Origin of the sequence: Neomegalonema perideroedes DSM 15528, from assembly GCF_000374145.1 — a bacterium.
GTDB classification, from domain to species: Bacteria; Pseudomonadota; Alphaproteobacteria; order Rhodobacterales; family Rhodobacteraceae; genus Neomegalonema; species Neomegalonema perideroedes.
The window spans coordinates 621631-645127 of record NZ_KB893654.1; the positions used below are offsets into that span (position 1 = coordinate 621631).

The 23497-nt window shown below is 68.2% G+C and carries 23 protein-coding genes and 1 pseudogene; 8 read left to right on the forward strand and 16 right to left on the reverse strand.

The window, feature by feature from the left end; all coding sequences use genetic code 11:
* Window positions 1–116: 116 nt before the first annotated feature.
* Window positions 117–1235: a glycosyltransferase family 4 protein gene (locus B161_RS17755; RefSeq protein WP_040789536.1), complete on the forward strand. Its 1119-nt coding sequence runs from the start codon at window positions 117–119 to the stop codon at window positions 1233–1235.
* Between the two features lie 111 nt (window positions 1236–1346).
* Here the strand turns inward: B161_RS17755 and B161_RS20290 are convergent.
* Both B161_RS20290 and xth read right to left on the reverse strand, forming a co-directional pair.
* Window positions 1347–1670, reverse strand: a pseudogene (locus tag B161_RS20290) (GFA family protein); the annotation flags it as partial.
* Window positions 1667–2449: an exodeoxyribonuclease III gene (gene xth / locus B161_RS0110095; protein WP_018633277.1), complete on the reverse strand. Its 783-nt coding sequence runs from the start codon at window positions 2447–2449 to the stop codon at window positions 1667–1669. The gene xth and the pseudogene B161_RS20290, both read right to left, overlap by 4 nt.
* A gap of 180 nt (window positions 2450–2629) precedes the next feature.
* On the opposite strand from xth, the gene B161_RS20200 reads away from it, so the two are divergent.
* Complete coding sequence (locus B161_RS20200) at window positions 2630–3928, forward strand: SH3 domain-containing protein (RefSeq protein WP_018633278.1); 1299 nt, start codon at window positions 2630–2632, stop codon at window positions 3926–3928.
* A gap of 43 nt (window positions 3929–3971) precedes the next feature.
* Here the strand turns inward: B161_RS20200 and B161_RS0110105 are convergent, their stop codons facing one another.
* Window positions 3972–4172 (reverse strand): DUF4169 family protein, encoded by a 201-nt coding sequence (locus tag B161_RS0110105; RefSeq protein ID WP_018633279.1) that lies wholly within the window; start codon window positions 4170–4172, stop codon window positions 3972–3974.
* A gap of 4 nt (window positions 4173–4176) precedes the next feature.
* Window positions 4177–5571: a class II fumarate hydratase gene (fumC, locus tag B161_RS0110110; RefSeq protein WP_018633280.1), complete on the reverse strand. Its 1395-nt coding sequence runs from the start codon at window positions 5569–5571 to the stop codon at window positions 4177–4179.
* Between the two features lie 208 nt (window positions 5572–5779).
* Here fumC and gltX point away from each other — a divergent pair, with 208 nt between their 5' ends.
* Window positions 5780–7108: a glutamate--tRNA ligase gene (gene gltX / locus B161_RS0110115; protein ID WP_018633281.1), complete on the forward strand. Its 1329-nt coding sequence runs from the start codon at window positions 5780–5782 to the stop codon at window positions 7106–7108.
* Between the two features lie 9 nt (window positions 7109–7117).
* Here the strand turns inward: gltX and B161_RS0110120 are convergent, their stop codons facing one another.
* The 11 genes from B161_RS0110120 to B161_RS17760 form a co-directional block, all read right to left on the reverse strand.
* Window positions 7118–7957, reverse strand: a complete 840-nt coding sequence (locus tag B161_RS0110120) for an arginase family protein (protein ID WP_018633282.1) — start codon at window positions 7955–7957, stop codon at window positions 7118–7120.
* An 86-nt stretch (window positions 7958–8043) separates the two neighbouring features.
* Complete coding sequence (locus tag B161_RS0110125) at window positions 8044–8406, reverse strand: DUF779 domain-containing protein (RefSeq protein ID WP_026310350.1); 363 nt, start codon at window positions 8404–8406, stop codon at window positions 8044–8046.
* Window positions 8407–8554: 148 nt separating this feature from the next.
* Window positions 8555–10075, reverse strand: a complete 1521-nt coding sequence (adh, locus tag B161_RS0110130) for an aldehyde dehydrogenase (RefSeq protein ID WP_018633284.1) — start codon at window positions 10073–10075, stop codon at window positions 8555–8557.
* Window positions 10076–10225: 150 nt separating this feature from the next.
* A complete protein-coding gene (locus B161_RS0110135; RefSeq protein ID WP_018633285.1) occupies window positions 10226–10804 on the reverse strand; it encodes a DUF2585 domain-containing protein in 579 nt (192 codons plus the stop codon).
* 64 nt (window positions 10805–10868) lie between these two features.
* On the reverse strand, window positions 10869–11018 hold the full coding sequence (gene cydX, locus B161_RS0110140; RefSeq protein WP_018633286.1) for a cytochrome bd-I oxidase subunit CydX: 150 nt from the start codon (window positions 11016–11018) through the stop codon (window positions 10869–10871).
* A 66-nt stretch (window positions 11019–11084) separates the two neighbouring features.
* The gene (gene cydB, locus B161_RS0110145) at window positions 11085–12242 is read right to left on the reverse strand and encodes a cytochrome d ubiquinol oxidase subunit II (RefSeq protein WP_018633287.1); all 1158 of its coding nucleotides are present in this window, start codon (window positions 12240–12242) and stop codon (window positions 11085–11087) included.
* A 6-nt stretch (window positions 12243–12248) separates the two neighbouring features.
* Window positions 12249–13859 carry a cytochrome ubiquinol oxidase subunit I gene (locus B161_RS0110150; RefSeq protein ID WP_018633288.1) on the reverse strand — a complete coding sequence of 537 codons (1611 nt, stop codon included), beginning with the start codon at window positions 13857–13859 and terminating at the stop codon, window positions 12249–12251.
* Between the two features lie 90 nt (window positions 13860–13949).
* Window positions 13950–15647: an amino acid ABC transporter ATP-binding/permease protein gene (locus B161_RS0110155; protein ID WP_018633289.1), complete on the reverse strand. Its 1698-nt coding sequence runs from the start codon at window positions 15645–15647 to the stop codon at window positions 13950–13952.
* A complete protein-coding gene (gene cydD / locus B161_RS0110160; protein WP_018633290.1) occupies window positions 15644–17281 on the reverse strand; it encodes a thiol reductant ABC exporter subunit CydD in 1638 nt (545 codons plus the stop codon). The genes B161_RS0110155 and cydD overlap by 4 nt, the downstream gene beginning before the upstream one ends.
* A 1-nt stretch (window position 17282) precedes the next feature.
* On the reverse strand, window positions 17283–17894 hold the full coding sequence (locus B161_RS0110165; protein ID WP_018633291.1) for a GbsR/MarR family transcriptional regulator: 612 nt from the start codon (window positions 17892–17894) through the stop codon (window positions 17283–17285).
* A 128-nt stretch (window positions 17895–18022) separates the two neighbouring features.
* Window positions 18023–18826: a J domain-containing protein gene (locus B161_RS17760; RefSeq protein ID WP_018633292.1), complete on the reverse strand. Its 804-nt coding sequence runs from the start codon at window positions 18824–18826 to the stop codon at window positions 18023–18025.
* Between the two features lie 141 nt (window positions 18827–18967).
* Between B161_RS17760 and B161_RS0110175 the strand changes: the two genes are divergently transcribed.
* Window positions 18968–19237 (forward strand): BolA family protein, encoded by a 270-nt coding sequence (locus tag B161_RS0110175; protein ID WP_018633293.1) that lies wholly within the window; start codon window positions 18968–18970, stop codon window positions 19235–19237.
* A 108-nt stretch (window positions 19238–19345) separates the two neighbouring features.
* Here the strand turns inward: B161_RS0110175 and B161_RS18915 are convergent, their stop codons facing one another.
* On the reverse strand, window positions 19346–19912 hold the full coding sequence (locus B161_RS18915; protein ID WP_157755604.1) for an outer membrane protein assembly factor BamE: 567 nt from the start codon (window positions 19910–19912) through the stop codon (window positions 19346–19348).
* 249 nt (window positions 19913–20161) lie between these two features.
* Between B161_RS18915 and B161_RS17775 the strand changes: the two genes are divergently transcribed.
* The 4 genes from B161_RS17775 (at window position 20162) to B161_RS0110200 (ending at window position 23463) form a co-directional block, all read left to right on the forward strand.
* A complete protein-coding gene (locus B161_RS17775) occupies window positions 20162–20797 on the forward strand; it encodes a YceD family protein (protein WP_018633295.1) in 636 nt (211 codons plus the stop codon).
* Window positions 20798–20998: 201 nt separating this feature from the next.
* The gene (gene rpmF / locus B161_RS0110190) at window positions 20999–21208 is read left to right on the forward strand and encodes a 50S ribosomal protein L32 (RefSeq protein ID WP_018633296.1); all 210 of its coding nucleotides are present in this window, start codon (window positions 20999–21001) and stop codon (window positions 21206–21208) included.
* A gap of 168 nt (window positions 21209–21376) precedes the next feature.
* Window positions 21377–22480 (forward strand): phosphate acyltransferase PlsX, encoded by a 1104-nt coding sequence (gene plsX / locus B161_RS17780; RefSeq protein WP_018633297.1) that lies wholly within the window; start codon window positions 21377–21379, stop codon window positions 22478–22480.
* Window positions 22477–23463: a beta-ketoacyl-ACP synthase III gene (locus B161_RS0110200; protein ID WP_018633298.1), complete on the forward strand. Its 987-nt coding sequence runs from the start codon at window positions 22477–22479 to the stop codon at window positions 23461–23463. The genes plsX and B161_RS0110200 overlap by 4 nt, the downstream gene beginning before the upstream one ends.
* The last annotated feature ends 34 nt before the right edge of the window (window positions 23464–23497 follow it).

Below are 23497 nucleotides of genomic sequence, written 5' to 3' on the forward strand. Positions count from 1 at the left end.
CAGCGCTTGGCCTTAGCCTCTCCTTGAGCAGCCGCCGAGGAGAAGCGCATGAGGCGCCCCCGTCCGATTTCGAATCCGCATGCGCCGCCTGCGCGCGAGGCCCGGGCCTTGGGCGCATGAAGATTCTGTGGGTGTTTTCGAGCTTCGGCGTGGGCGGCGCGCAAAGGCGCTTCGCGGCTTTGGCGGGGGCGCTCGGGCCGGACATGCAGCATGTCGTCAGCGCCATGGACGACCGCTATGAGGCGGAGGCTCTTGTGCCGCCTTCGGCTTGGGTCCGGCTGCGGCCGATTCGGGCGCGCAAGGGACGTCTGATCTCGCGGGCCAATCTGGCCGAATTCTCCCGCATTTTGGCCGAGGAGCGGCCGGACGTCCTCGTCACGACCAATTGGGGCGCCGTCGAATGGGCCTTCGCCGCGCGCGAGGCTGCGGGGCATCTGCATTGCGAGGACGGATTCGGCCCGGACGAGCGCGCGGATCGGCAGGCTTTGCGGCGGGTCTGGGGGCGGCGTCTGGCCTTTCGGCGGGTGGACGCGGTTCTCGTCCCCTCGCGCGAGCTGGAGCGCGTGGCCCGCGAGGTCTGGCTGGTGAAGCCTCATAAGCTGCGTTTCACGCCCAACGGCGTGGAGACGGCTCATTTCGCCAGAGCGGGCGCGGATCGCAGCCCGGCGGCGAATCGGCCTCTGGTGGTGGGTTCGGTGGGGGCTTTGCGGCCGGAGAAGCGTTTCGACCGGCTCTTGCGGGTGTTTTCGGCTCTGGCGGCGGAACGCGACGACTTGCGGCTTTTGCTGGTCGGCGACGGCCCGGAGCGCGCGGCTCTGGAGGCTCTGGCGGCCAAGCTCGGAATCGCGCGGCTGGTGGAGTTCGCCGGAGCGCAAAGCGAGGTCGCGCCCTTCTACGCCCGTATGGACGCCTTCGCTCTGACCTCCGACACCGAACAAGCGCCTTTGGCTCTGATCGAGGCCATGGCTTCGGGGCTTCCGGCGGCGGCGACCGAGGTCGGCGACGTTTCGGCGATGCTCTCGCCGGGGAACCGGCCCTATGTCGCCTCCGCCGACGACGAGACGGGTCTGGCGCGGCGTCTGGCGGCGCTGATGGGCGACGCCGAATTGCGCGAGCGCCTCGGCGGCGCCAACGCCGCCCGGGTGGCGGCGGAATATGATGTTTCGGCCATGGCGGGGCGCTGGCGGCGCATCTTCGAGGAGATCGCGCCGGGGCGTCGCCGGAAGCGGGCCTGACTCAGGAAAAGCTCTCCGGCTCCCCGTCGAAATCCGGCAGATCCGGCGCGAGCCCCTCCATGCAGGCGCGAGCCCCTCCATGCAGGCGCGACGGGCGCCGACGTGAATATGGCCCTTGGGGCGGATGGCCTCGGGATCGTCCAGAGAGGCGGCGGTGAGGTCCATCTGATCCGGCCAGCGGGCGTGACGAAAAAACAGCTGCGTCCCGCAAGCGCCGCAAAAGAGCCGTCGCCCTTCGGCGGAGGAGGCGAAGACCTGCGGCGCGCCGCGCAGGATCTGAAGATCCGCCTCCGGCAGGCTCGCCCAGAGCAGAACCGGCGCCCCGCTCGATTTCTGACAGATCCGGCAATGGCAAAAGGCGGCGTCTTCCGGCGCTGCCCGGATTCGATAGCGGATCGCGCCGCACAGACATCCGCCTTCAAGCTCCCCGCTCATAGCGCCAGATAGGCCCAGACGGGGACGTGATCCGAAGGCTTGACGCCGTCGCGCAGGTCGCGGTCGATTCCCGCGCCCCGCAGCTTATCGGCGGCCTGAGGGCTCAGCAGGATATGGTCGATGCGGATTCCGTCGTTTTTCTCCCAGGCGCGGCGCTGGAAATCCCAATAGGAATATTCCGGCTCGCGCGGATGGACCGCCCGCCAGGAATCGAGCCAGCCCTGATTCAGCACCCGCCGGAAGGCCGCCCGCGATTCGGGACGCCCCAGCGCGCTTTCGCGCCAATCCTCGGGATGGGCGGCGTCGAGATCCTGCGGGATGACGTTGAAATCGCCGAGCAGGGCGGCGGGGCGCTCCTCGCGCAAGAGATCCGCCGCGCGGGCGCGCAAACGCTCCATCCACGCCAGCTTATAGTCGTATTTCGGCCCCGGCGAGGGATCGCCGTTCGGCAGATACAGCGCGCAGAAGCGCAATTCCCCGCGTTCGCCGGAGATGGTGGCCTCGATCCAGCGGGCTTGCTCGTCTTCGGGATCGCCCGGCAGCCCCCGAACCACCTGCGTCACGGGCTTTTTCGAGAGGATCGCCACGCCGTTGAAGCTCTTTTGCCCGAAGGTCTCGACGTGATAGCCGAGAGCTTCGATCTCGGCGCGGGGGAATCCCTCGTCGAGGGTCTTGATCTCCTGCAGCGCGAGGGCGTCGGGAGCGGCGGCCTGAAGCCAGTCGGGCAGGGCGTGGATGCGCGCCTTGATCCCATTGACGTTCCATGTGGCGATCTTCATCGCAGGGATTATCTCCTCTGGCGGATTGCGGGCGCGAAGGCCCCCAAGATAGCAGAATCCGCGCGCGGAGAAACGGGTTGCCCCCCGAAAGAGCAGGCCCTAAGCAGGCTGCAAGACCTCCATGGCCGCGGAAAGCGCTCTCAGAGGCCCGAGCAGAGACCATATGCAGGAGTCCGCCGCATGACCCTTCGTCTTCCTTTGGCCGCCGCGCTTTGCGTCGCGGCTCTGGCCGCGCCCGCCGCCGCGCAGCAGCGTCCCGATCCCAACGTCGTGCAGAATTTGCTGAATCAATTCCCGCATCTGACCGGCGCGCCCCAGCCTGCGCCCGCTCCGGCGCCGGTCCCGACGCTGGATCAGGTCTTAGGCGCCGCCGCCGGACAAGCCTTTCCGCAGCAGCAGCCCGCCTCGCCTCTGGCGGGGACGGTGAGCCAGCTGCTCGGCCAGCAGCCGCAGGCTCCTCAGGGCGGCCTCGCGCCGCTTGAGCAGCTGCTCGGCCAGCAGCAGCCGCAGCTCGCGCCGCCCGCGCAGCTCTTCGGAGGCGCCTCCCTGACCGGTCAGCCCTTGGCGGATCAGGCTCTGGGCGCCTTCCTGGGCCAGACGACGGGCCTCGGCCAGACGACGGGCCTCGGACAAGCGACGGGTCAGCCGCAGCAGCTTCTTCCGCCCGGCCAGCTCTTCGGCCAGCCGCAGCAGCCCGCCTCGCCGCTGGCGGGAGCGGTGGGCCAGCTTCTCGGCCAGCAGCCCCAGCCCCAGCCTCAGGCGCTCTGGCCCGCGCCCCAGGCCCAGCAGCCGCTCTTTCCGGCGCCGCAACAGGCCGCGCCCCAGCAGCCTGCGCCTCAGCCGGCTTATTTGAGCCCCGCCGTCCCCGCTCCGATCCCCGTCATGGAGCCCGCCCGCGAATATTTCGGCTTCCCCCGCTACGCCCGCGTGAGCGGCGTCGCGGCGGGCGACACGCTGAAGGTCCGCGCCGAGCCCCGGGCTCAGGCGCGGCAGCTCGGCGAATTGCGCCCCGAGTCCAACACCGTCGAGGTGCTGGAGACCAACGCCGATGAAAGCTGGAGCCGCATTCTCTGGCAGGGCGGCGACGCTTGGGTCTCCTCGCGCTATCTCTCGCCGGTCGAGCCCGCCCGCATCCGCGGCTCGCGCGCGCCCATCGGGCTGCAATGCTCCGGGACCGAGCCTTTTTGGGGTCTGAAGATCGAAGACGAGCGCACGCTCTCCTTCTCCTCGCCGGAGAATCCGGCCGGAACGCGGCTGGCGCTCTCCTCGGTCTCGCCTTCTCCGAACGGCGACGCGACCCTGTTCAGCGCTCTTCCGGCGGGCGCCGAGCGCTTCACGGCGATCATCGCCCCGGCGCATTGCTCCGACGGCATGAGCGAAGCGACTTATGGCTGGCGCGTGGACCTCATCCGCGCGCTGGAAGGCCCCGGCGCTCCGCCGCCGAGCCTCTTCGGCGGCTGCTGCCGTCTGCCTTCCTGAGACGCGAAACCCCGGAGCCTGCGGCTCCGGGGCTTCTGAAGCTTCAGGCGCCGTCCGAATCTTCGGGCGGCGCTTCGCGTTTATGGGCCTCATGGTCGCGCAGAGCCTTGGCGGCGCGGGCTTCTTCAAGCGCGGCCTCCGCCTTGCCGCGCCCATGGAGGGCCGCATTGGAATCGGCGGTTCGTTTGGCCTCTTTGCGCGCCCGATCTTTTCGGGCGCGCCGCAGATTGACGATCTCCGCCATGATGTCAGTCGCCCGGCGAGATCATCAGCTCAGGACGCACCACGCGGTCGAAGGTCTCGCCGTCCACGAGGCCCATGCGGATGGCTTCGTCGCGCAGATTGGTGCCGTTCTTATGGGCCGTCTTGGCGAGCTTGGCGCAATTATCATAGCCGATCACCGGCGCGAGCGCCGTCACCAGCATGAGGCTCTCGCGCATGAGCTGCTCGATGCGGCCGCGATTGGCTTGGGTGCCGACGACGCAATGATCGGTGAAGCTGCGGGCGGCGTCGCCCATCAGAGTCATCGACTGGAGCAGCGCGTAGATCATGCCGGGATTATAGACGTTCAGCTCGAAATGGCCTTGGCTGCCCGCCATGGCGATGGCCGTGTTGTTGCCGATCACCTGACAGCAGGCCATGGTCAGAGCCTCGCATTGGGTCGGGTTGACCTTGCCGGGCATGATCGAGCTTCCCGGCTCGTTCTCGGGGAGCAGCAGCTCGCCGAGGCCCGAGCGCGGGCCGGAGCCGAGCAGCCTGAAGTCGTTGGCGATCTTGAACAGCGAGGCCGCGACCACCGTCACCGCGCCCGACATCTCGACGATGGCGTCATGGGCCGCCAGAGCCTCGAATTTATTGGGCGCCGTGATGAAAGGATAGCCGGTCAGAGCGGCGATGCGCTCGGCCACGGCTTCGGCGAATCCCGGCTTGGCGTTGAGCCCCGTGCCGACGGCGGTGCCGCCCTGAGCCAGAGGATAAAGGTTCTTGAGCGCCGTCTCGATGCGGCCGATTCCCTGCTTCACCTGCCAGGCGTAGCCGCCGAACTCCTGCCCGAGCGTCAGGGGGGTGGCGTCCTGGGTGTGGGTGCGGCCGATCTTGATGATGTCGGCGAATTCGGCGGATTTGGCCTCCAGCGCCGCGAGCAGCTTGCGCAAGCCGGGCAGCAGCACGTCATGGGCGGTGGTCACGGCGGCGATGTGCATGGCCGTCGGATAGGTGTCGTTGGAGCTTTGCGAGCGGTTCACATGATCGTTCGGATGGACCGGCTTCTTGGAGCCCATCACGCCGCCGAGCATCTCGATGGCGCGGTTCGAGATCACTTCATTGGCGTTCATATTGGTCTGGGTGCCGGATCCGGTCTGCCAGACGGCCAAGGGGAAATGCGCGTCGAGCTTGCCGTCGATGACTTCCTGAGCGGCCTGCTGGATGATCTTCGAGAGATCCGGCTCCAGATTTCCGAGGGCTTCATTGGCCTGAGCGGCGGCCTTTTTGATCACCCCGAGGGCGCGCACCACGGCGATGGGCTGCTTCTCCCAACCGATCTCGAAATTTTGCAGGCTGCGTTGAGTCTGCGCGCCCCAATAGACGCCGGCGTCGACGTCGATAGGGCCGAAGGTGTCGGTTTCGGTGCGCGTGGCGGCCATGGATCGGAGACTCCCTGAGCGAAGGCCGAGGGCCCCCCAGATCAGGAGAACCTCAGCCGGATAGGGGCTGTATAAAGCGGCTTCCGACAAGTGGGAAACGATTTCAGCCGGAATTCTTGCAAGATCTTGCGTGCGGGAATCCTCTTGGCGAAAGCCTCTCCGGGGGCCTATCTCTGGCGGCCTTGCGGCCCTGAAAGGAATCCTCGCCATGTCTCAGCCCGTTTTGCGTTTCGCGCCTTCTCCGACGGGGCGTCTGCATGTGGGCAATCTGCGCGTGGCGCTGATGAACTGGCTTTACGCCCGCAAGGCGGGCGGCGAATTCATCCTCCGCATCGACGACACCGACAAGGAGCGCTCGCGCGAGGAGCATGTGGAGGCCGTCCGCCGGGATCTCGAATGGCTGGGCCTCGATTGGGACCGCTATGAGCGCCAGTCCCTGCGCCTCGACCGCTACGCCGAAGCCGCCGAAAAGCTGCGCGCGGAGGGCAAGCTCTACGAAGCCTTCGAGACTCCCGCCGAGCTGGACCTCAAGCGCAAGAGCCTGCTCGCCCGGAGCCTGCCGCCCGTCTACGACCGCGCCGCGCTGAAGCTGACGGAGGAGGCGAAAGCGGCCCTCCGCGCCGAGGGCCGCGCGCCGCATGAGCGCTTCCTGCTGAATCGTCAGCGCACCGGCTGGGCGGATCTCTCGCGCGGCGCCGTGGAGATCGACACGGGGTCGTTGTCGGACCCGGTGCTGCTCAAGGAGGACGGCGCGCCGCTTTACACCTTCGCCTCGGTGGTGGACGACGCCGAGATGGGCGTGACCCACGTCATCCGCGGCGAGGATCATGTGACCAACACCGCGCCGCAGATCCAGATCGCCGAGGCTCTGGGCTATGCGCCGCCCGCCTTCGCCCATATGGCCATGATGGTGGGCGCGGGCGGTCTGAAGCTCTCCAAGCGGACGGGCTCGCTCTCCATCGAGGAGATGCGCGAGGCCGGGCTTGAGCCTCAGGCGGTGCTGTCGCTGCTGGCGCGGCTGGGTTCGGCGGATCCGGTCGAGCCGCGCCTGAGCCTCGCGGAGATGGCCGAAGGCTTCGACCTCGGTCGTTTCGGCCGCGCCCCCGCCCATTTCGACCCGGCGGAGCTGGATATTCTGAACGCGAAGATCCTCCACGCCACGCCCTTTGAGGCGGCGGAGCCTCGTTTGCGGGCGCTCGGCCTGACGGAGCCGCGGCTCTGGCATGCGCTGCGGCCTAATCTTCAGAGGCTTGAGGAGGTCGCGCCTTGGCTGGAGATTCTGGCGGGGCGTCGCCCGGAGCCGGAGGAGATGACCGGGGAAGACCGCGCCTTCGCGCGCGAGGCTTTCGCCGCCTTGCCGCCGCTGCCTTGGGATTCCGGGACTTGGAAGGCTTGGACCGAAGCCGTGAAGGCTCAGACGGGCCGCAAGGGCAAAGCCCTTTTCATGCCTTTGCGTCTGGCTCTGACGGGCCGCGCCCATGGGCCGGACATGTCGGAGCTTCTGCCCTTCTTCACGGCGGCGCCCCCTGCGCTCTGAGGCGCCGCTTCAGCCGGCGGCGGGGGCGGTTCTGGCGGTCTGAGGGTCGAGCAGCGGCTCGGTCAGCTTGATCATCAGGCGCAAGGCGGCTTCGCGGGCCTCGGGATCGTCCGGGGCCTCGAATTCGGCCAGCTCCAGCCCCTCGACGCGATTGGCGGGGATGGCCTCCAGAATCGCCTTGAGCCGATCCGGCGCGAGGCCCTGATTCACCTTATAGGGCGCGGGGATATGCCCCGGCTCCAGCACGTCCCAGTCGATGTGCACCCAGAGCGGCCCGCCGCCCGCCCATTGCGCCACGGCTTCGGGCGTGGCGCTGCGCGGCGGCAGGACGGTCACGCCCGCCTGAGTCAGAAGCTCGGCTTCGGCGGGGTCCAGATCGCGCGCCCCGACGATCAGCAGATTGCGGGGGCTGATGCCGCCGCCGCTTTCGGTCTTCCAGAGGCCGCAGGCGCCCGCCAGCACCATGCCGCCGAGATAGCCGCTGCGGGTGATTTCGGGCGTGTTGAAGTCGCCATGAGCGTCGAACCAGAGGATCTTCGCCGCCGGACGCTTGCGCGCCACCACCGGCAGGCTGGCCAGACTCGCCACGCAGCTATTGGCGATCATCAGCGGCTTGCGCCCTGATTCGAGGCTCAGCGAGACGGCGTTCTGCAAAGCGGTCAGCGTCTCGCGCGACTGGCCGAGCGCATGGCTCCAGCCGTCGGCGCTGTTCGGGTAGGGCGTGCCGAGCTTGCGCGTCCGCAAACCATAGCGGCGCGCGAAGCGCTCGCCGGCGAGGCGGGCGCCGAGCAAGGCGTGGGGGCTCCGGTCGGCGAGACGGCCCTGCGAGACGATCAGATCGTAATCCATAAGATCAGGCTAATCCGGCCCCGAGCCGAAGGCAAGCGCGCCGCGCTGCGAAATGATCCGGTTTCGGGGCGGATTCCTCAAGGATTTCAGGCGGCTTTCTCCAGCTCCGCGACCTCTTCGTCGGTGAAGACGCGGCTGCGGGTCAGGAAGCGCACGCCCTCGGGCGATTCGAGCGAGAATCCCGAGCCGCGGCCCGGCACCACGTCGATGAGAAGCTGCGTATGCTTCCAGTATTCGAACTGCGATTCGCTCATGAAGAACTCGCAGCCGCCGATTTCGCCGAGCTTCACGTCGCTGCCGCCGATGCGGAATTCGCCCTTCGGATAGCACATCGGCGCCGAGCCGTCGCAGCAGCCGCCCGATTGATGAAACATCAGATCGCCGTGAATCGCGCGCAATTTGTCGATCAGCGCGAGCGCGGCCTCTGCGGCCAGAACCCGTTCGACCATGGGGCTTCCCTCCCGGAATGAATTGCTCTTCTCCCGCATATGGGGCGGGAGCCGTCTTCTTCAAAGACCGAAACCCGGCCGGGGCGCGCCCGACCGGGTTTCAAGCTTGGCGCGGACTCGCGTCCGCGCCGGATCTGAAAAGGCCGGATCAGAAGAAGCCGAGGGCCTTCGGGCTGTAGCTGACGAGCAGGTTCTTGGTCTGCTGGTAGTGGTCGAGCATCATCTTGTGGTTCTCGCGGCCGATGCCCGACTGCTTATAGCCGCCGAAGGCCGCATGGGCCGGATAGGCGTGATAGCAGTTGGTCCAGACGCGGCCGGCCTGAATGGCGCGGCCCGCGCGGTAAGCCTGAGTTCCGTTGCGGCTCCAGACGCCCGCGCCGAGCCCGTAAAGGGTGTCGTTGGCGATGGAGATGGCGTCGTCGAAGTCCTTGAAGGTCGTGACCGAGACGACCGGCCCGAAGATCTCCTCCTGGAAGACGCGCATCTTGTTATGGCCGCGCAGCACGGTCGGCTGGACGTAATAGCCGGTGGAGAGCTCGCCTTCGAGATTGGCGCGTCCGCCGCCGGTCAGCACTTCCGCGCCTTCCTTGCGGCCGATGTCGATGTAGGAGAGGATCTTCTCGAGCTGGTCGTTGGAGGCCTGAGCGCCGATCATGGTCGAGGGATCCAGCGGGTGGCCCTGCTTGATCTTGTTCACGCGGGCGACGGCGCGCTCGATGAAGCGGTCGAAGATCGATTCCTGAACCAGCACGCGGCTGGGGCAGGTGCAGACCTCGCCTTGGTTCAGCGCGAAGAGCGCGAAGCCTTCGAGGGCCTTGTCGAAGTAATCGTCGTCCTCGTCCATCACGTCGGCGAAGAAGACGTTCGGCGATTTGCCGCCCAGCTCCAGCGTCACCGGGATCAGGTTCTCGGAGGCGTATTGCATGATCAGGCGGCCGGTCGTCGTCTCGCCGGTGAAGGCGATCTTCGAGATCCGCTTGTTGCTCGCGAGGGGCTTGCCCGCCTCGACGCCGAAGCCGTTGACGACGTTCAGCACGCCCTCGGGCAGCAGGTCGGCGATCAGCTCGGTGAGCACCATGATGCTGAGCGGGGTCTGCTCGGCGGGCTTGAGCACGACGCAGTTGCCCGCGGCGAGGGCCGGCGCCAGCTTCCAGATCGCCATGAGCAGCGGGAAGTTCCACGGGATGATCTGGCCGACCACGCCGAGGGGCTCATGGAAGTGATAGGCGACGGTGTCGTGATCGACCTCGGAGATGCCGCCTTCCTGAGCGCGCAGCACGCCCGCGAAGTAACGGAAGTGGTCGACGCCCAGCGGAAGATCGGCGTGGGTGGTCTCGCGGATCGGCTTGCCGTTGTCGATGGTCTCGACCTGCGCGAGGAGGGGCAGGTTGGCCTCGATGCGGTCGGCGATGCGGTTCAGCACCAGCGCGCGCTGAGCCGGAGCGGCGCGGCCCCAGGCGTCTTTCGCCTTATGGGCGGCGTCGAGGGCCAGCTCGACGTCGGCGGCCTGACTGCGGGCGATTTCGCCGATGGGCTTGCCGGTGATCGGGCTGACGTTGGTGAAATACTGGCCGCCGACCGGGGCGACCCATTTGCCGCCGATGAAATTATCGTAGCGGTCGCGCCAGGCGAGCTTGCTCTTCACCGTCTGGATGGCTTGATGCAGCATTGAATTCCTCCCTTGGCCGCTTGGCGAGCGAAGCGTCGAGGCTCCGGTCCGCGGCCGGATCTACGGCATGCAGGAAAACTAGGGCATGCCGAATGCGGATGGATATTAGACTTTGGTTCCACGACGCGCACGGCAAGACTGCGTGAGGGATCAGCCTCCGGCCTGCCAGACCCGGATCGAATCGAGCGGATAGAGCAGCATCACCACGTTCAGCGTGAGATTGTCGCGGATGACATAAAGCGCCAGAAGCTCGAAGAAGACCGCCAAGGCGACCGTGATCCGGACCGGCAGCCGCGCCGCCAGGACGAATCCCAGAATCATGAAGAGGATGTCCGAGACCGAATTCAGGATGCTGTCGCCCGTATAGCCGAGCGCCATGGTCGCGGTGCGGTAGCGGTCGATGACCATGGGGGTGTTTTCGAGGATCTCCCAAGCGGCTTCGATCAAGGTCGCCGCGACGAGGCGGCTCCCCATGGACCAGCGCCGCGCGATCAGCCAAAGCCCGCCGTAGAACAGGAAGCCGTGGATCACATGGGAGAGCGTGTACCAATCGGCGATGTGCTGGGAGTTGTCCGGCCCGTCGGCCTCGTTCACCCAGAGCTTGACCGTCCCGCATTCGCAAATCGGGATGCGCCCCATGGCGTAAAGAACGGCGGCCGCCGCGACGAGAATCGCCAGAACCAGCAGGAGCGCCCGCGTCGAGACGCGGCGGGAGGGCGAGAGGGTCATCCAAAAGACTCCGGGCCGAGGCGGGAGAGCCTCGGCCCGGAGATAGCATGTCCGCGAAGCCGCGTCAGGCGTCGGGAGGCGTTTCAGGGGCCGGAGCCGGAACGGGCGTCAAACGCCCCTCCGCTTCGTCCTCCATCAGCTCGAACCACATGGCGTTGAGCACCGCGAAGGCCGCCGCCAGAGGAAGGCCGAGCATCCAAGCGAAATACCACATGAAAGGTTCTCCTTTTTCTGGTCGCGCAATTCATCCGAAAACCGGTTCCCGCTTTTCGGATTGCGCTCAGTAAGCGTGGGTGTCGCCCTTGGCGATGGCCGCCACGTCCACCTTGCCGCGCAGGATCCGATAGACCCAAGCCGTGTAGAGCAGGATCAGCGGCATGAAGATCAGCGTCGAGCCCAGCATCACGAAGAGCGTGAAATGGCTGGAGGAGGCGTCCCAGACCGTCAGGCCCGAGCGCGGATCCAGCGCCGAGGGCAGCAGGAAGGGGAAGATCGAGACGCCGACCGTCGCGACGATTCCCGTGATCCCGAGTCCGCTGGCCAGCAGCGCCCGACGCGGCAGATTCCGCCGCAGCGCCCAGGCCGCTCCCAGCATGCCGAGAATCCCGAGGACCGGCGCGAGAATCGCCGGGGGGAAGGCGGCGTAATTGCTCAGCCAGCCGCCTTGGACCAGCTCGACGCTCTTGCGCAGCGGATTGGAGGCCGCCGCCGGATCGACGACGCTGACGATCTGATGGCCGTTGAGGAAGGCCACCCAGACGCCGCCGACCACGAAGAGCGCCGCCGCCGCCAGAGCCGCCTTGGAGCCGATGGAGCGCGCGCGCTCCGCCACGGGGCCCTCGAGCTTGAAGGCCAGCCAGCCCGCGCCATGGGCCAGCAGCATCGCCAGAGAGACCAGACCGCAAAGCAGTCCGAAAGGATGGAGCAGCCGGAAGAAGCTGGTCCATTTGAAGGTCACGCCCAGCGAGGCGGGGTCATAGGAGAAAAGCGAGCCCATCAGCGCCGAACTGGTCGCCGCGCCGAAGAGGATCGCCGCCAGACCGCCCGACAGGCAGAGGACGACGTCCCAGCGCGCGCGCCATTTCGGCTCCTCGCGCTTGGAGCGGAATTTGAAGGCCACCGGCCGCAGGATGAAGGTCACCAGCAGCAGGAACATCGCCAGATAAAAGCCCGAGAAGGCGGCGGCGTAGATCAGCGGCCAGGCGGCGAAGATCGCGCCGCCGCCGAGGATCAGCCAGACCTGATTGCCTTCCCAGACCGGACCGATGGAGTTGATCACCGAACGGCGTTCGAGGTCGGTCTTCGCCACGAAGGGCAAGAGCGCCTGAGCGCCGAGGTCGAAGCCGTCCATCACCGCGAAGCCGACCAGCAGCACGCCGAGCAGCAGCCACCAGATCACGCGCAGGACGTCGTAGGAGATGAGTTCATGAAGGACCATGTCGGCTCACTCCGCAGGGGTGAAAGCGGGAGCGGCGCCCGGAGCGGCGTCGCGGAGAGGTTCGGGGCCATGCCCGGGTCCGCCGTCGAGCGGATGCTGCGGGCCTTTGCGGATGGCCTTGAGCATCAGCTTGATCTCGACGAGGAAGAGCACGGTGTAGATCAGCGTGAAGCCGAGCAGGGTGGTCAGCACCGTGGCCGCGCCCAGATTGGAGACCGCCACCGCCGTCGGCAGCACGCCCTCGATGATCCAGGGCTGACGCCCCACCTCGGCGACGATCCAACCCATCTCCACCGCGATCCAGGGCAGAGGAATCGCCAGAACCGCGAGCTGAAGCGGCCAGCGCCGTTTCTCCAGCCGGCGCCGCGCCGAGAGCCAGAAGAACCCGCCCGTCAGCAGGATCAGGAACAGCCCGATCCCCACCATGATGCGGAAGGCCCAAAAGAGCGTCGGCACATGGGGCACGGTGTCCCAGGCGGCTTTCGTGATCTGCTCGGGGGTCGCCTGAGTCGGATCGTCCACATAGCGCTTGAGCAGCAGGCCGTAGCCCAGCCAAGGGCCGTTCTCCTCGAAGGCTTCGCGGGCGGCGGGCGGAATCGCCGCGCTGGAGCCCGCCGCGCGGATCTCCTGAAGCGCGCCATAGGCGAGGGCGCCCTTGCGGATATGGCCCTCCGCGTTCTGGACCAGATCCGCGATGCCGGGGATCTCGGTGGTCAGCGAACGCGTGCCGATGAGGCCCATCACATAGGGGATGTGGATCGCGTAATGGGTCTCCCGGGCTTCGGGATCGGGGAAGCCGACCAGCGTGAAGGCCGCGGGCGCCGGTTCGGTCTCCCACATGGCTTCGATGGCCGCGAGCTTCATCTTCTGATGCTCGCCCGAGAGATAGCCGCTTTCATCGCCCAGAACGACCACGGAGAGCGCCGAGCAAAGGCCGAAGCTCGCCGCGATGGTCATGGAGCGCTTGGCGAGGGCGGGCGAGCGCCCCTTGAGCAGATACCAGGCCGAGACGCCCAGCACGAAGACCGAAGCCGTGACGTAGCCCGCCGAAACCGTATGGACGAATTTCGCCTGAGCCACGGGATTCATGAGGACGGCGAAGAAATCGACCATCTCCATGCGCATGGTCTCGGGGTTGAACTCCGAGCCGACGGGGAACTGCATCCAGCCGTTGGCGATCAGAATCCAGAGCGCCGAGAAATTCGTGCCGATGGCCATCAGCCAGGTCACGGCGAGATGCCCCACCCGCGAAAGCTTGTCCCATCCGAAGAAGAACAGCCCGACGAAGGTGGCTTCGAGGAAGAAGGCCATGAGCCCTTCAAGCGCCAGAGGCGCGCCGAAGATGTCGCCGACGTAATGGCTGTAATAGCTCCAGTTCATGCCGAACTGGAACTCCATCACGATTCCGGTGGCCACGCCCATGGCGAAGTTGATGCCGAAGAGCGTGCCCCAAAAGACCACCATGCGTCGCCAGACGTCGCGGCCGGTCATCACATAGACGGTCTCCATGACCGCCAGCAGGATCGACAAGCCGAGAGTCAAAGGCACGAAAAGAAAATGATACAACGCCGTCGCGGCGAATTGCAGGCGCGAGAGCGCCACTACGTCCAGCTCCATTGAGCCGCCTCCTGTCCCTGAGGAGCCTCTTTCGGAGCCTCGCCCGACCAAGGTCGCGCGACGCTCCGGGTCTTAAGTTCGGCGGACGCTTCAGTCGCCGCGCAGCCCCGAGAGCGCCGCCGCGAAAGCGGCCTCGCCCCGACGCAGATCCGCGACCGGCGCGCCCGCCGACATCACGATGAGCCGGTCCGCCATTTCGGCCTCCCGGCGCAGATGCGTGGCGACGACCAGCGCGCGCCCCGCCAGACGCGCCGAAAGGCGCGTCAGAATCTCCCGGCCCATGGGGCCGTCCAAAGCCTCGGTGGGCTCGTCGAGCAGCCAGAGCGGGGCCTCGCGCAGCAGCAGCCGCGCCAGAGCCAGACGCCGCGCCTGTCCGCCCGAAAGCCCGAGCCCGCCTTCGCCAAGGCGCGTCTCCAGCCCATCGGGCAGAGCCGCCAGAAGCTCGCCGAGCCCCGCCGCCTCCAGAGCCGCGCGCATCTCCGCCTCGGAGGCTTCAGGCGCTCCGAGCCGCAGAGCCTCGCGGAGGGTCTCTTGAAAGAGATCCGCCCTTTGGGTCAGCCGCGCCGCCGCAAGCCGCTCGACTTCGCCTGTCTCCGGCGCAAGCTCGCCCGCCATCAGCGACAAGAGCGTGGATTTCCCCGCGCCGCTCGCCCCGATCAGCGCCACGCGCTCGCCTTGGCGAATGGTCAGATCCAGAGGCTTGAGCGTCGGGCGCGTCGCCCCCGGCGGCCGCGCCGAAGCGCCCGTCAGCCGCAGGGCGATTCCCTCGGGCGGAGCCTTGGCGTGAGCCTCCGGCGCGGGCTCGGCCAGACGCGGCCCGATGCGCCGCGCGGCGCCCGCCATGCGGCCCAGCTCCGCCGCGCCGCGCCTCAGGAGTCCGAAGGGCTCCACGGCGCCGATCGCCGCCAAGAGAGCCAAAGCCGCCCCCGGCGCGCCGATGGTCCCGCGCTCGGCGAGGGCCGCCGTCGCGAGCAGCAGGCCCGCGAGCATGAGCGCCGTCAGCAGCCCCAGCCCGAGGCCCATGCGGCGCTCAATGCGGTTGAGCTCGCCGTCCGCCGCCGAGAGCCGATCCTGCGCCGCGAGGATCGAGTCCTCCTGAGCCTCCAGCCGCCCGGCCATGAGCAGATCGGCGCGGCCTTTGGAGAGATCCGCGATGCGCGCCCGCAAAGCCCCCTGAGCCGCCGCCTTGCGCCGCCCCCAAGGCTCGGCGGCGCGGGCGCTGCGGAGCGTCAGAGCGAATCCGACTCCCGCGAGAAGCCCAGCCGCCGCCAGTCCGAGCCGCCAGTCGAGGAAGGCCAGCATGACCCCCAGCAGGACCGCCGCCGCCAGAGCCGCCACGCCGGGCGCGATCACCCGGGCGTGCAGCCCCTCCAGAGCCTCGACGTCGGCGCCGATCTGAAACAAGGCGCCCGAAGGCCGCTTCATCAGCGCTCCCGCCGCCGCAGGGGCGGCGTGGCTGCGGAAGACTCGCCCCCGCAGATCCGCGAGGACGCCGAGAGTCGCGTCATGCAAGGTGAGCCGCTCGCCATAGCGCGAGGCCGCCCGCAGGAAGGTCAGCAGCCTTATGCCGCCTCCGGGCGCGAAGACGTCGAAGGCCCAAGCCGTCGCGAGGCTCAATCCGGCGATGGCCGTCGCGGCGACGAACCAGCCCGACAACGCCAGAAGCCCCAGCCCGAAGAGCGCCGTCAGAGCGGCCAGCAGAGCGCCGATCCGCAGCGTGCCTCCGGCCTGCTCGCGAAAGAGCCTCAGCACGGGGCGCAGAGAAGCGAGCGAAGCGGGGCGGCTCATGCGGCGGCCTCCTTATCGGCGGCGGGAGGCTCCAGCCGGATCACGCGGTCCATGCGCCGCGCCACGGCGGGATCATGGGTGGCGATGAGCAGCGTCCGCCCCTCGGCGAGCTTGAGCAGACCTTCGAGGATCTCGGCGGCGGTCTCGGAATCGAGATGCGCGGTCGGTTCGTCGGCGAGGATCAGCCGCGCCTCGGGCCGCGCCTTCAGCCGCGCCAGAGCCAGACGATGGGCCTCGCCGCCGGAGAGCCCTAACCCGCCTTCGCCGAGCGGCGCCGCCCCATGCAGAGCCGCCGCGCGCTCCAGACGGGCGAAGCTCAGGGCCTCGCGCAGAGCCTCCGGATTCAGCTCCCGCCCGAGCGCGACATTGGCCGCGAGGCTCCCGGCGAAAATATGGGGCGTCTGGCCGAACCAGGCGATTTGCGGACGCAGGCCCTTGGGCGCGCCGGGAAACTCCAGAACCCCCGCCTGAGGCTCGGCCAGACCGCCGATCAGCGCCAGCAGCGTCGATTTCCCCGAGCCGCTCGGCCCCATCAGCGCGATTCGCTCGCCCGGCGCGGCCTCCAGCCCATAGCCCGCGAAGGCCGGCGCGAAATCCAGAGCCTCGATCCGCAAGCCCGGCGCCCGCAGCAAAGCGGGCGCGAAGGGAATCGGCGAGATCCGCGGGCCGGAATCGTCAAGGCGCGAAAGGGCCTTGCGGGCGGCTTCCCCGGCGGCGCGGTCATGCCAGACCGCCGAGATCTCGCGCAGAGGCTCGAAGAAGGCCGGGGCGAGCATCAGCACGAAAAGCCCCTCCGCGAGGGTCAGCTTCTCGCCCCAGACGCCCCATGAGAATTCGCCGAGCAGATGGAATCCGACATAGACCGCCGCCAGAGCCACCCCCAGCGCCGAAAAGAACTCCAGCACCGCCGAGGAAAGAAAGGCGATCCGCAGAACCGCCATGGCGCGGGTCTTGAGGTCTTGGGCTTCGGCCCGCACGCGGGAAGTCACGCTCTCGACGGCGCCGAGGTCGCGGATGGTCGCCAAGCCCCGCAGACGATCCAGCAGATAGCCGTTCATCTCGCCCAAGCGCGCCATATGGGCCTCGCTGACCGCCTGAGCCCGCCAGCCGACCAAAGCCATGAAGACCGGAATCAGCGGCGCCGCCATGGCCAGAGCCAAAGCCGCCGCCCATGAGAACCAGAGCACGCAGGCGAAGATCGCCAGAGGCAGGATCATGGATTTGAACCGCGCGGGCCGCCAGCGCGAGAGATAGGGAATCAGCGCCTCGGCTTGCTCGGCGAGCAGGCTCGCGGCCAGCCCGGAGGAGGCCTGCGTTTTATCTAAGGGCGAGCGCCGCCCCAGAGCCGCGACCGCCTTTTCACGCAGATCCCGCGCCTCGGCCCGCGCGGCGCCATGGGCCATCCCCGCCCCGAGATCCTCCAGCAGCGCCTTGAGCGCTCCGAAGAGCAGGGCCGCTCCCGCCGGAGCCCAAACCGCCGCAACGCCTTCGCCCGCCGCGATCCGCCCGATTCCCCAAGCCAAAGCTCCCGCCTGAGGAATCCAGAGCAGGGCCGCGAGACTCAGCAGCAGCGAGGCGCGGGTCAGCGGATCGCGGAGATCGAAGCGGGAACCGGGGGAGCGGCGGGCGCGCATCTCAGCCTCCGCCTTCTTCGGTTTTGGCTTCAGCCTTGGAGACGTCTTGCAGCGGCTCCTTGCGCGGGCGTCCGAAGCGCGTGATGCGGTCCTTGACCTCCAGAAAGCGCGTGACCTTGGCCCCGAGCGACAAAAGCGCCACGAGCCTCTCCGTCTCCAGCTTTTTGACGTCGTCATACCAGCTGGTGAGGCTTTCGATCATGTCGTGCATCTCGGCGAGCCGCGCCTGAGCATGGCGGTCGGCGTCGTCGCGGGGGGTCTGGAGCAGCAATTCGCGCAGCACCGAGAGCGTCGGATCGATCTCGCGCTTTTTGCGCTCCTCCGCGAGGACGCGCAGAATCAGCCAGACGTCGTCCGGGGTGGTGTAGTAATCGCGCCGGTCGTCGGGGATATGCCGCAGCAGCACGAGATTCCACGCCTGAAGCTCGCGCAGGCTCATCGAGACGTTGGAGCGCGAGATCCCGAGGCCCTCGGCGATCTCCTCGGCGCAAAGCGGCTCCGGCGAGACGTAAAGCAGGGCGTAGATCTGCCCCACCGTGCGGTTGACGCCCCAGCGGCCGCCCATTTCGCCGAAATGCAGCACGAAGGATTGCACGAGAGGAGGCAGATTCATGGGAGTCGGCTCGCCTGAAAAACGTCTCATCTGAAATTTCAGAAGTTTCTGAAATCACGATAGAGAACGAGGCGCGCAGGGCCAAGGCGGCGTTGCGCCGCAGCAAACGAAAGCTCAGGAGCGGATCTTCAGCCTCTGGCGGCGGCGCGGGATTCGGGCTTGGCGCCGTTCTGAGGCTCGCCCCGGGCTTCGCTGGGAGAGGCGGGCCGGGACTGGGGCCGGGATTGGGGCTGAGATTCCGGCCGGGATTCGGGCGGAAGGTCGGGGAAATGCGGGCTCTTGCGCAATTGGTCCCAAGCCCAGAGGACTTCGCGCAATTTGGCCTCTTCGCCGCGGTCGCCGCCGTTGAGGTCGGGATGCAGCGATTTGACCAGCTCCTTATAGCGGGCCCGGATCTCCGGCCGCGAGACCTCGGGCCGCAGATTCAGCACGCGCAAGGCGCGGATCTCCGTCGAGGGCAGGGCGTTGCGCCGCGTCGCGGCCTTGGCGCCCGCGCCCGGCGATTTCGTCGCCTTTTTGCCGAGCGCCTCCAGCGGATCGCGGAAGCCCATGCGCCGCCAAGCCTCGCCGTCGGCGTGGCCGTAATGATTGGCGTAGCGCTTGGGATCTTCGGTGGTGCGCCATGTGGGGCGGTCCCAGAAGGCGGCGGCGCGCTGAGCGGCCTCGATCTCCTCGGGCGAGCGGCCTTTATAATAATCCCATGAGGCGTTGTAGCGCCGGACATGTTCGAGGCAGAACCAATGGAAATCCTCGGCCTGCGGCGCGATGGGCGCCCGATAGCGGCCTTTCTCGGCGCAGCCCGGCCAGGCGCAGCGCTGCGCCAGGGCGGCGGAGATTCCGCCGTCCAGCAGGCGCCGACGATTGGAGGCCGCTTCCCGGCGCCTCTTGTCTGCGGCGACGCTGATGTCGAAATCGAACGGCGACCGGCGCACTCGCCTCTCCTCCCTCCGCTTGACAAGAGTTTCCGCCCGCGCCCAAGTTCGGCGCGCCGCGGCTCCTGTTCTTCAAGAGCCACCATACATGATCCTCGGACGCCGTTTCGTAAAGCCCGAGGCGAAAAATAAGGAGCCGACATGACCCGCCTCGACCGCATCCGCGCCGCGCTTGAGGAGGCCCTCGCGCCGGAGAGCCTCGACGTGCAGGACGACAGCCACCGCCACATCGGCCACGCCGGATCTCGCCCGGGGGGCGAGACTCATTATCTGGCGCGGGTGGTTTCGGCGCGCTTCGCGGGTCTTTCGCGGGTGCAGCGTCAGCGGCTGGTGAACGCGGCCCTCGCGGCGGAGTTCGCCGAGGGGCTGCACGCCTTCTCCATGGAGCTGAAGGCCCCCGGAGAGGCGTAAGCCTCGACCGAAAGACCCTTTGAGGCGTAAGCCTCGACCGAAAGACCCTTTGAGGCGCGAGGCGCGAAGCCGCCGCCCCGTTTTCGGGCGGCGGCGAGGCTCCGGCCTTTAGAAGCCGCTGCGGCCCGGCGTGCGCAGCACGCCCGTGTTCGATCCGCCCGCCTCGAAGCGGCCGATGTTGCCGAAGAGCTGCTGGAGGAAGTTGAGGCGCTTGCCGCGCGTGGGCGTGGTGCGGGTCACGAGATCGACCACCACGCCGTCCTCGAGGCCGTAATGATTCACGCCCCGCACGGTTCCGGCGGCGTCGAATTCGACCACCACGGCCTGTTGCTGGAGCACGCGCTCGTTCCAGAAGACGGTGCGCTCGGTCTGGCGGAAGACGTAGACCCAGACGTTTTCGTCGAAGGCGCCGACGATGGGCGGACGGCCGAGCTTCTCGACCACCTGCGCCTGCGTGTCGGAGCCGACCACCACGCGCGACACCTGATCAGGGCGGGGCGCGTAGCCGTGGCTGCGGCGGACGGGCTCGCAGGCGGCCAGCCCCGCGATCAGGGCGCAGGCCAGAAGCGCGGCGCCCGCGCCGCGCCGGAATGAAGCTTGCGCGGCGCCCGCGCCGCGGCGGAAACGGGCTTGCGGGGCTCCGGCGGCGGGGCGGGAGGGAGCGGATGCGGTCATCGAGGCGTCTCCATGGCCCGTCAGGGCGAAGGGCCGAATGCGCAGGGAGGAAGCGCGCCGGATCTCCGGGAGATCCTCCAAGGGGAGATCCTCGGGAGATCGTCCGGACGGCGTAAGCCCCCTGCGGGCTTCGTGCGAGTTGGCGGCCTGCAGTTTGGGTAGCGCGTCCTTGCTAAAGTTTCAAGCGCGGGCCATGTTCCGGCCCGATCCACCCTTTCGCCCGATCCACCTCTATTGGAGGAGAGCGCCATGGCTCGCCGATCCGAACCTTCCTCCGCGGCCCCTCCCTCCGCCGCCCCCGAATTCAGCCGCCCGATCCGCGTGGCGGAGGCCGACCGCGCGCCGCGCCTGCTGAAAGGCGAGGCGACCGAGGCCGAGCGGGCGGCTCTGGCGCGGCGCTTCGACATCCTCGCTCTGGATTCGCTGAGCTATGAGGCCGAGCTGCGCCCTTGGCGCGACGGCGGATGGCGGGCGAAGGGCGTGGTGCGGGCTCAGGCGGCGCAGGCCTGCGTCGTCACGCTGGAGCCCGCGCCGGAGACCATCGAGGAATCCTTCGCGCGCGGCTGGCTGCCTGCGCGGGCTCTGCCCGAGTCGAAGGCCAAGCCCGATTCCGAGACCGAGGTCTATATGGACCCCGAGCTCGACGACCCGCCGGAGCTTCTCGGCGAGGAGATCGACCTCGGCGAGGTCGCCGCCGAGGTCTTCGGCCTCGCGCTGGACCCCTATCCGCGCGCGCCGGGCCTTCGGGAGGAGGGGCGGGAGGAGGAGGGCGCCGTCTTCACCGCCGCCCCGCCGGGCGCCGAGCCTCTGACCGAAGCCACGATCCATCCTTTCGCGCGGCTCAAGGCCCTGAAAGAGGGCGGCGAGGGGCCGGACAAGCCCTGAAGCCTCTCAGGGACGGAGAAGCTCCGGGATCGCCGAGGGGGCGAAAAAACCCTTGCGGACGGCGGTCTTTCCGCTATTGTCCCGCCCGAACGCCCGTCTCCTCCGCGAGGCGGGCGAAATTCATCCTAACATGCGCTGACCGGCGCGGCGGGCCTGCTGAGGGCGCGCGCTTTCGGCGCTGATGCGCAAGAGGGTCCAGAAATGGCCGTTCCGAGAAAGAAGACCTCCCCGGCGAAGCGCGGCATGCGTCGCGCGCACGACTTCCTGACGGCCGCCTCCTACGCCGAATGCGCCAATTGCGGCGAGCCGCGCCGTCCGCATCATGTCTGCGCCTCCTGCGGCCATTACGGCGACCGCGAAGTCGTGGCGCCTAAGGCCGCCGTCGAAGAGATCGACGACGAAGCCGCGTAAGATTTCGGACCGCGCAAGATTTCAGGCCGCGTTCGGATCGGCCGCGTGAGGCTTGGGCCGCGCCGTGAAAAGCGCGGGCCGGGCAAGGGAGGCTCCGACGGCCCCAGCGCCGCGCTTGACGGACGTCGGGGCGGATTCGGGCCGAAACCATAGGGAGTCCTCTGCCTCATGAGCGGCGTCGTCCTTTCGATAGACGCGATGGGCGGCGACCGCGCGCCCGCCAGCGTTCTGGGCGGGTTGGCGAAGGCGCTGCGCGAGCGGCCTGATCTGCGCTTCATCCTGCATGGCGACGAGGCCCGGCTGGCGCCGCTGCTCAAAAAGGGCGCGCCGCTCGCCGCGAGCGTCGAGCTGCGTCCGGCCCCCGACGTGGTGGCCATGGACGCCAAACCCTCCCAAGTCCTGCGCCGGGGCCGCTCCACCAGCATGTGGAAGGCCCTTGAGGCCGTCCGCGACGGAGAGGCCTCCGCCGCCGTTTCGGCGGGCAACACCGGCGCGCTCATGGCCATGGCCTTGTTCTGCCTGAGGGCCGCGCCGGGCGTGAAGCGTCCGGCGATCGGGGCGCTTTGGCCCTCGCGCAACGCCTCCGGCTATTCTCTGGCGCTCGACATGGGCGCCGACGTGCGCGCCGACGCCGAAGATCTCGTGCTTTACGCGCTGATGGGCGCCGAATACGCCCGCGTGCGCTTTCAGGCGCCGAGGCCGCGCGTGGGGCTGCTCAACGTCGGCGTGGAGGAGACCAAGGGCCTCCCCGAGATCAAAGAGGCGGGCGCCGAGCTGCGCCGCCTCTCCGAAGATCCCAGCCTCGCTTTCGAATACGTCGGCTTCGTCGAGGCCAACGACATCTTCTCCGGCGAGGTGGACGTGGTGGTCACCGACGGATTCACCGGCAATACGGCGCTGAAAAGCGCCGAGGGCGCGGCGAAATTCGTCGGCGAGTCGCTGAAATCCGCCTTCGCCCATACTTGGCTGAGCCGTCTCGGCGCTTTTTTCGCCTATCCTTCGCTGCGGCGCTTCAAAAAGCGCATCGACCCGCGTCAGGCCAACGGCGGCGTGTTCCTCGGGCTGAACGGTCTGGTGATCAAAAGCCACGGCGGCGCCGACGCCACCGCCTACGCCGCCGCGGTGGCTCTGGCGGCGGATCTGGCGCGCGAGGACGTGGGCTCGCGCATCGCGGCGGGCGTGCGCAAGGCTTCGTCGCCCCCGGCCGCCGTCGGCGCGCCGCCGGCCGGCCTCATCATCCCCCCGCGCCGAGAAGAAGGAGGCTCCTCATGACCGAGCGTCGCGTGGTCGCGCTGGGGAGCGGCTCTTATCTGCCTGAGAAAATCCTCACGAACGAGGAATTGTCCAAGATCGTCGACACCACCGACGACTGGATCCGCGAGCGCACGGGCATCCGCAAGCGCCATATCGCCGCCGAGGGGGAATTCACCTCGCATCTGGCGATCAAGGCGGCGGAGCGGGCGCTTGAGGCCTCGGGCCTGACCGGCCCCGACATCGATCTGATCGTGCTGGCCACCACCACCCCGGACAACACCTTTCCCGCCACCGCCACGCGGGTGCAGGCCGCTCTGAAGACCAAGGGCTTCGCCTTCGACGTGCAGTCGGTCTGCTCGGGCTTCCTCTACGCCCTCTCCGTGGCGGACGCCTTCCTCGCGCGCGGACAGGCGAAGCGCGCCCTCGTGATCGGCGCCGAGACCTATTCCCGCATTCTGGACTGGACCGAGCGCGAGACCTGCGTGCTCTTCGGCGACGGCGCGGGCGCCGTGGTGCTGGAGGGCCGCGAGGCCGTCGGCGCGCCCACGGCCGCCTCGGGCGAGCCGGGAATCTTCGGCACGCTGCTGCGCTCGGACGGAAATTTCTATGATATTCTCTACGTGGACGGCGGAGTCTCCAGCACCCAGACCACCGGCCATCTGCGCATGAAGGGCCGCGAGGTCTTCCGCCACGCCGTCGAGAAGCTGTCTTCGGTGGGCGAGGATCTGCTCGCGCGCCATGGCCTGAAGGGCGAGGACGTGGATTGGATCGTCCCGCATCAGGCGAATTCGCGCATCATCGACAGCACCGCCCGCCGCATCGGCGCGAGCATGGATAAAGTGATTCTCACCGTGGCCGAGCATGGCAACACTTCGGCCGCCTCGGTGCCGCTCGCTCTTGACTGGGGCGTGAGAAGCGGCAAGATCCGCAAAGGCGACCTCCTGTTGCTGGAGGCCATGGGGGGCGGGCTCTCCTGGGGCGCCGCCTTGCTGCGCTGGTGAGCGCTTAAGCAGGATTTTCATGATTCTCCAAGCC